Raw genomic sequence first — 5,957 nt, 5'->3', positions numbered from 1 at the left:
ATGTCGGCGCCCATGCGCGCTTCGCCTACCAGGCGCCGATCGCGGACTGGTACGTGCAGCCCCGCATCGACCTGCACCTGACCTATGTGCATGGCAACGGCTACACCGAAACCGGGGCCGGCCCGTTCGACCTCGCCGTCGAATCCGAGGGCGCCACGGCCTTCGCGGCGATTCCCGCGGTGGAGGTGGGCGGGCGCATCCCCCTCGGCGGGACCGCGGTGCTGCGCCCGTTCGCCAGCGCGGGCATCGAACTGAACGCCAATGGCGACTGGGCGGCGACAGCGCGGTTTGCCGATCAGCCGGGAAGCCATGGCTTCCGCGCCACGACACCCATCCCGGACGTGCTGGGTAAGTTCACGGTCGGCGCCGAGGTGCTGAGCAGCGCGAGCTGGGACTTCCGGCTCCAGTACAACGCCGAGGTCGGCGACGGCTATACCTCCCATGCCGGATTGGGGCGGCTGGCCTATCGGTTTTGAACCCTTGCATCGGAACCGTGGCGCAGGCTGGAGGCTGAAACAGAATTTCACGACGACCAGAGGTGGTGGCTGAACGCGACTGACCGTGCGTTCCTGGTATCCAGCCCGTTCTGTCGCGTGCCCTGATCGTCACTTTGCCGTACATCCGCTTTGGGGACGCCGAAGCTCTGTCCGGACATGGCACTGACGCGTCATGTGCCGGCGAGAAAAGCCGCCTCGGATTGTCAGCCGCAGTCTTCATCCAGATCATCCGCCACGCCTTCCGATGGGCCGGGGCGCTGACGATCAGGTTGTTCAACGTCAACGAGATAAGCCCTTATCAGGAAACGCACATCGTTGCCGTCGGCACACTGCCGGAGATGTCGGCTCCGTGACCATCGATATCAGCCGACAGGGATGCCGATGCCGTGGTTGCAGGCATGCCTCTGGTGGGTGCCGATAGAGTATGAAGGAAATTTTCATCCAGAAATTATAGTTGATAAAAAAATACATCACCATAGCATGGTGCCATGACCGATGCCGCCTCCGCCCGTCTTTTCGCCGTCCTCGATCGCCTGTGCGGTCGGCTGATTGTTTCCTGCCAGCCGGTCGCCGGCGGGCCGCTCGATCGCACAGACATCGTGCTGGCGTTGGCGCAGGCCGTGGCCGGCACCGGCGCCGCTGGACTGCGGATCGAAGGGGTGGAGCGCGTCGCCGCGGTCTGTTGCGCCGTCGACGTGCCGGTGATCGGAATCGTCAAGACCGACCTGGCAGATAGTCCGGTGCGCATCACACCGCACCTGGCCGATATCGACGCGCTGGCGGCCGCTGGCGCCCCGATCATCGCCTTCGACGCCACCGATCGGCCGCGGCCGGTGCCGGTGGCGGAGATGATCGACCGCATCCACGGCCATGGCCGCATTGCCATGGCCGACGTCTCGACCCGGGCCGAGGGGCGGGCGGCCGCCGCGGCCGGTGCCGACATCGTCGCCTCGACCCTGTCCGGCTACGTCGCCGGGCCGGAGCCGACCGCGCCGGACCTGGTTCTGGTCGCGGCGCTGGCCGCCGACGGCTTCACCGTCATCGCCGAAGGCAATGTGCGGACGCCGCAGCAGGCGGCGGCGGCACTGGCCGCGGGGGCGCATGCGGTGGTCGCCGGCTCGGCCATCACCCGGCCGGAGCATGTCACCCGGTGGTTCCTCGATGCGATCGGCACCGGCTGACCGGATGTCCGACACTCAAAAACAGGGGGCGACGACAATGAAGATCCTGCGCAAGACGCTGCTGGCCGGGCTCGCCCTGCCGGTGCTGCTCGCGGCCGGTGCCGCCATGGCGGGCGAGGTGACGCTGCTGTTCTGGCCGGGGCCGGAGAGCGAGGCGATGCAGAAGGTGGTCGACGCCTACAATGACGGGCCGGGCAAGACCGACGGCATCACCGTCAAGCAGCTCCTGTTCAGCCGCCAGGGCTACTTCGAGAAGGAGTTGGCGGACCTCGCCGCCGGATCCAGCGAATTCGACGTGGCGCTGGTCACCACCTACACCCTCGGTCGCTACGCCCCCTATCTCGACCCGGTCGACGCGCAGGTCCCGGCGGCGGCCAGGGCGGAATTCGCGCCGGTGGCGCTGGACTCGCTGACCCTGGACGGCAAGCTGTACGGGGTGCCGACCGATATCTCGGTGCACTTCCTCTATTACCGCAAGGACCTGGTCGACAAGCTGCTGTCGGACCCCGACTGGCAGAAGCGGTATGCCGAGATCGCCCGGGAGAAGCTGGGCCGGGACCTGCAGCCGAAATCCCCGGATGACTGGACCTGGGACGACTGGATCGCCACCGCCCTGTTCTTCAGTGCCGCCGACAATGCCGACAGCCCGACCCGCTTCGGCACCGTGCTGCAGATGAAGAACCTGATCTTCAACGTCATGCTGTGGCAGGCGACGCTGGTGTCGAATGGCGGCAATTGGTTGGGCGCGGACGGCAAGCCAGCGATCGACAGCGACGCCGCGCGGACCGGGCTGCAGATCTACAAGACCCTGATCGACGACCGGGCCACGCCGCCCGGGTCGATCAGCTACGAGTATCCGGAAGCCAACGCCGCCTTCCAGGCCGGCCAAGCCGCGACCATGCTGCAATGGAGCGCCGCCTTCAATGAGCTGAACGACCCGGCGAAATCGCCCACCGTGGCCGGCAAGGTTGGCCTCGCCCCGCTGCCGGCGGGCAGTGCCGGGCACAAGAGCCACGTCCATTCCCTCGGCATCGGGCTGAACAAGGCGTCGAAGAACAAAGATGAGGCCGGCCGCTTCCTGTCCTGGCTGGCGACGCGGGATGCGATGACCGTCTACGCCCAGGCCGGCGGCACCCCGCCGGTGCCGGAGATCCTGAAGGCAATGGCTGGGACGCGGCCGGAATTCCCGCTGGTCGGCGACCATGTCGGCCGCTACGGCTTCGTCATCTCCGGCGGCACCGCCGCCTACGCCGTGCCGGTCTACGAGGTGCTGGCCGAGAAATTTTCCGCCTTTTGGGCCGGGCAGATCGATCTCGACACCGCGCTGAAGCAGGCGGCCGAGGGCATGGCCGATCGGATCAAGGGCTGATGGTGTCGACCGCGACGGCCAGGGGCGGGCGCCGACCCTATGAAGGCCGCTGGGACGGGCTGTGGCTGCTCGGGCCGCTGCTGCTCTTCCTCACCGCTTTGCTCGGTTTCCCGGCGGTTGTCGATCTCGTCTACAGTGTCAGCGAGGTGCGCTTCACCAATCTCTGGTCGCCGCGCTGGGTCGGGCTCGACAACTATGCCGCGGTGCTGGCCGACCCGGCCTTCTGGGCCGCCGTCGGCTTTTCCGCCCGCTTCGCTGTGGTGGTCACCGCGGCGCAGTTGCTGCTCGGCTTCGCCCTGGTGCTGGCGCTCGACCCGCTGATCGCGAAACGGCGCTGGCTGATGGCGTTCCTGCTGCTGCCGATGATGGTGTCGCCGGCGCTGCTGGGCGTGATGTACCGGCTGATGCTGAACGACTTCGTCGGCGTGATCCCGCAATACCTGCAGATGCTGGGCTTCAACGACAATCTGCTGGGCGTCGATTGGGCCTTCACCACCGTCGCGGTGATCGAGGTGCTGCAATGGACGCCCTTCGCCTTCCTGGCGCTGCTGACCGCCTACCAGGCGATCCCGGGGGACTTGGTCGAGGCGGCGCGGATCGACGGCGCCGGATCCTGGGCGGTGTTCCGCCACATCATCCTGCCGCTGATGGTGCCGGCGCTGGCGATCACCGGGTTCATCCGCTTCATCGACAGCTTCCGGGTGTTCGACCACATCTATGTGCTGACCGGCGGCGGCCCGGGCACGCTGACGCAGAGCCTGTCGATCTACATCTATCGCACCTTCTTCCAGCAGGAGCGGATCGGCCCGGCCGTCGCCGCCTCGATGCTGCTGCTGGTGGCCTCCATCGTGCTGCTGCGCCTGCTGATGGCGCAGATGCTGAAGGGATCCCGGCGATGACGCGATTGGGCGGCGTTCTGCGCTGGGCGGTGTTCGCCATCGCCATCTTCATCCTCAACATCCCCGTCATCGTCACCCTGCTGACCTCGCTGAAGACCACGCTCGACATCAACGCCTACCCGCCGGTCTGGCTGTTCGCCCCGACCGTGGAGCACTACGTCGCGGTGCTGACCGACCCGACGCTGGACTTTCCGCGCTACCTTCTGAACTCGACCGTGATTGCGCTCGGCGGCACCGTGCTGGCGCTCGTGCTCGGCGTGCCAGCCGCCTACGCCATGGCGAAGCTGGGGAAGGGCGCGCGGACGGTGCTGCCAGTCGTCACCAACCTGCGCGCCCTGCCGCTGGTGATCTTCGCCATCCCGTTCTACCTGCTGTACCAGGCGGTCGGGCTGCTCGACACCCGGCTCGGCCTCTCCCTGATCTCCTGCATCATCAACCTGCCGCTGGCCCTGATCCTGCTGGTCGGTTTCCTGCAGGATTTGCCGCAGGAGATCGAGGAGGCGGCGCGGGTCGATGGCGCCTCGACCTTCGCCGTGCTGCGCCACATCGTGTTGCCGCTGGCCCGGCCGGTGCTGGTGGCGGTCGCCATCCTCAGCTTCATCTACAGCTGGAACGAGTTCCTGTTCGGCCTGATCCTGACCACCCGCAACGCGGTGCCGGTGACGGTCGGCGCCACCTTCTTCATCACCTCCTGGGGGGTGAAGTGGGGGGCGACGGCGGCGGCGATGATGCTTAGCGTGCTGCCGCCGCTCTTGCTCGGGCTGGTCAGCTACCGTTATCTCGGCCGTGCGATGCTGGCCGGTGCGGTGAAGGGATAGGGCATGAGCGAGACCTCGACCATCGGACGGAAGGTGCTGGCCAGCCTGCGCGCCGCGCTGCCCGGCCTGTCGCCGGCGCTGGCCCGCATCGGCGACACCGTGCTGGAGGGGCCGGAGCGGGTGCTGAGCCAGACCGTGACCGAGCTGGCCGACACCTCCGGCTCCTCCGAGGCCTCGGTGATCCGGTTCTGCCGCGAACAGGGTTTCCCCAGCTTCCAGGGCTTCAAGCTGGCGCTGGCGACCGAACTGGCCTCGGCCCAGCCGGCACGGGCGGAGGAGGCGGGCCGGCACGCGTTGTTCCGCATCGTCGACCGCGCCGCCGACGCGCTGCGCGAGATCGAGGACCTTCTCGACCCGGCCGCGGTCGTGGTGGTGGCCGAACGGCTGCTCGGCGCCCGGCGGGTGCTGGTGTTCGGCGTCGGTGCCTCGGCGATCAGCGCCCGCTACGCCCAGTACAAGCTGGCCCGGCTGGGCCTGCACGCGGTCGTGCATGACGACCCGCACATGGCGGCGATGGCGGCCTCGGGGCTGCGGGCCGGCGACGTGGCGCTGGCAGTCTCCAGCTCCGGCTCGACCCTCGACACCGTCCGCGCGGCCACGCTGTCGCGTGAGGGCGGCGCCTTCCTGGCCGCGATCACCAACCGGACCAAGAGCCCGCTGACCGCGCTGGCCGATGTGGTGCTGCAAGCCTCGGCGCCGGAGACGCCGCTGACCGGCGGCGCGCTGGCGTCGAAGATCAGCCAGCTGGTGATCGTCGACATGCTGTTCGAGACCATCGCCGACCGTGACCCCGGCGCCCGCGACGCCATCCGCCGCACGGCGCAGAGCGTGACCGATCGTGGCTACTGAGGGGGCCGTGGCTGTCGATCGGCCGGCAACCGTCGTCGATCTCGGCGGCACCAAGATCGCCGCGGCCCGGGTCGCCGGCGCCCGGGTGCTGGAGCGGCGCCAGATGCCGACGCCGCGCGACGGCCGGTTCGAGAGCCTGATCGGGGCCATCGCCGCCCTGGTGGCGGGCTGGGCCGACGGGCCGGTCGGCGTTGCCACCACCGGGCTGGTGCGGGACGGCAGGTTGACCGCCACCAACCCGGGCACGCTGCCGGTGCCGCCGGACTCGCCCCTGGTCGCGGCGCTGCAGCACCGGCTCGGCGTCCCGGTGCGTGGGGTCAACGACGCCCAGGCGGCGGCCTGGG

General features: G+C 68.7%; 8 protein-coding genes. All 8 read left to right on the top strand.

What is annotated here, in order from left to right; genetic code table 11:
* Nucleotides 1–476: autotransporter outer membrane beta-barrel domain-containing protein (locus tag AC3XYG_RS36505; protein WP_489144807.1), on the top strand; the 476-nt coding region annotated here is incomplete at its 5' end.
* A gap of 134 nt (nucleotides 477–610) precedes the next feature.
* Complete coding sequence (locus AC3XYG_RS36500) at nucleotides 611–850, top strand: hypothetical protein (RefSeq protein ID WP_489144806.1); 240 nt, start codon at nucleotides 611–613, stop codon at nucleotides 848–850.
* A gap of 135 nt (nucleotides 851–985) precedes the next feature.
* Entirely contained in the window at nucleotides 986–1,678 is a 693-nt protein-coding gene (locus AC3XYG_RS36495) for an N-acetylmannosamine-6-phosphate 2-epimerase (RefSeq protein WP_489144805.1), read from the top strand.
* A gap of 37 nt (nucleotides 1,679–1,715) precedes the next feature.
* Nucleotides 1,716–3,047: an ABC transporter substrate-binding protein gene (locus AC3XYG_RS36490; protein WP_489144804.1), complete on the top strand. Its 1,332-nt coding sequence runs from the start codon at nucleotides 1,716–1,718 to the stop codon at nucleotides 3,045–3,047.
* Nucleotides 3,047–3,946, top strand: coding sequence for a carbohydrate ABC transporter permease (locus AC3XYG_RS36485; protein ID WP_489144803.1), 900 nt, complete (start codon nucleotides 3,047–3,049; stop codon nucleotides 3,944–3,946). The genes AC3XYG_RS36490 and AC3XYG_RS36485 overlap by 1 nt, the downstream gene beginning before the upstream one ends.
* Nucleotides 3,943–4,764, top strand: a complete 822-nt coding sequence (locus AC3XYG_RS36480) for a carbohydrate ABC transporter permease (RefSeq protein WP_489144802.1) — start codon at nucleotides 3,943–3,945, stop codon at nucleotides 4,762–4,764. The genes AC3XYG_RS36485 and AC3XYG_RS36480 overlap by 4 nt, the downstream gene beginning before the upstream one ends.
* 3 nt (nucleotides 4,765–4,767) lie before the next feature.
* Complete coding sequence (locus AC3XYG_RS36475; RefSeq protein ID WP_489144801.1) at nucleotides 4,768–5,613, top strand: MurR/RpiR family transcriptional regulator; 846 nt, start codon at nucleotides 4,768–4,770, stop codon at nucleotides 5,611–5,613.
* Between the two features lie 7 nt (nucleotides 5,614–5,620).
* Nucleotides 5,621–5,957, top strand: a 337-nt coding sequence (locus tag AC3XYG_RS36470) for an ROK family protein (protein WP_489144800.1), incomplete at its 3' end; no start/stop codon positions are given.

The sequence above is a fragment of the Inquilinus sp. genome (assembly GCF_057815775.1).
This window is presented reverse-complemented; position numbering and strand designations above follow the sequence as displayed.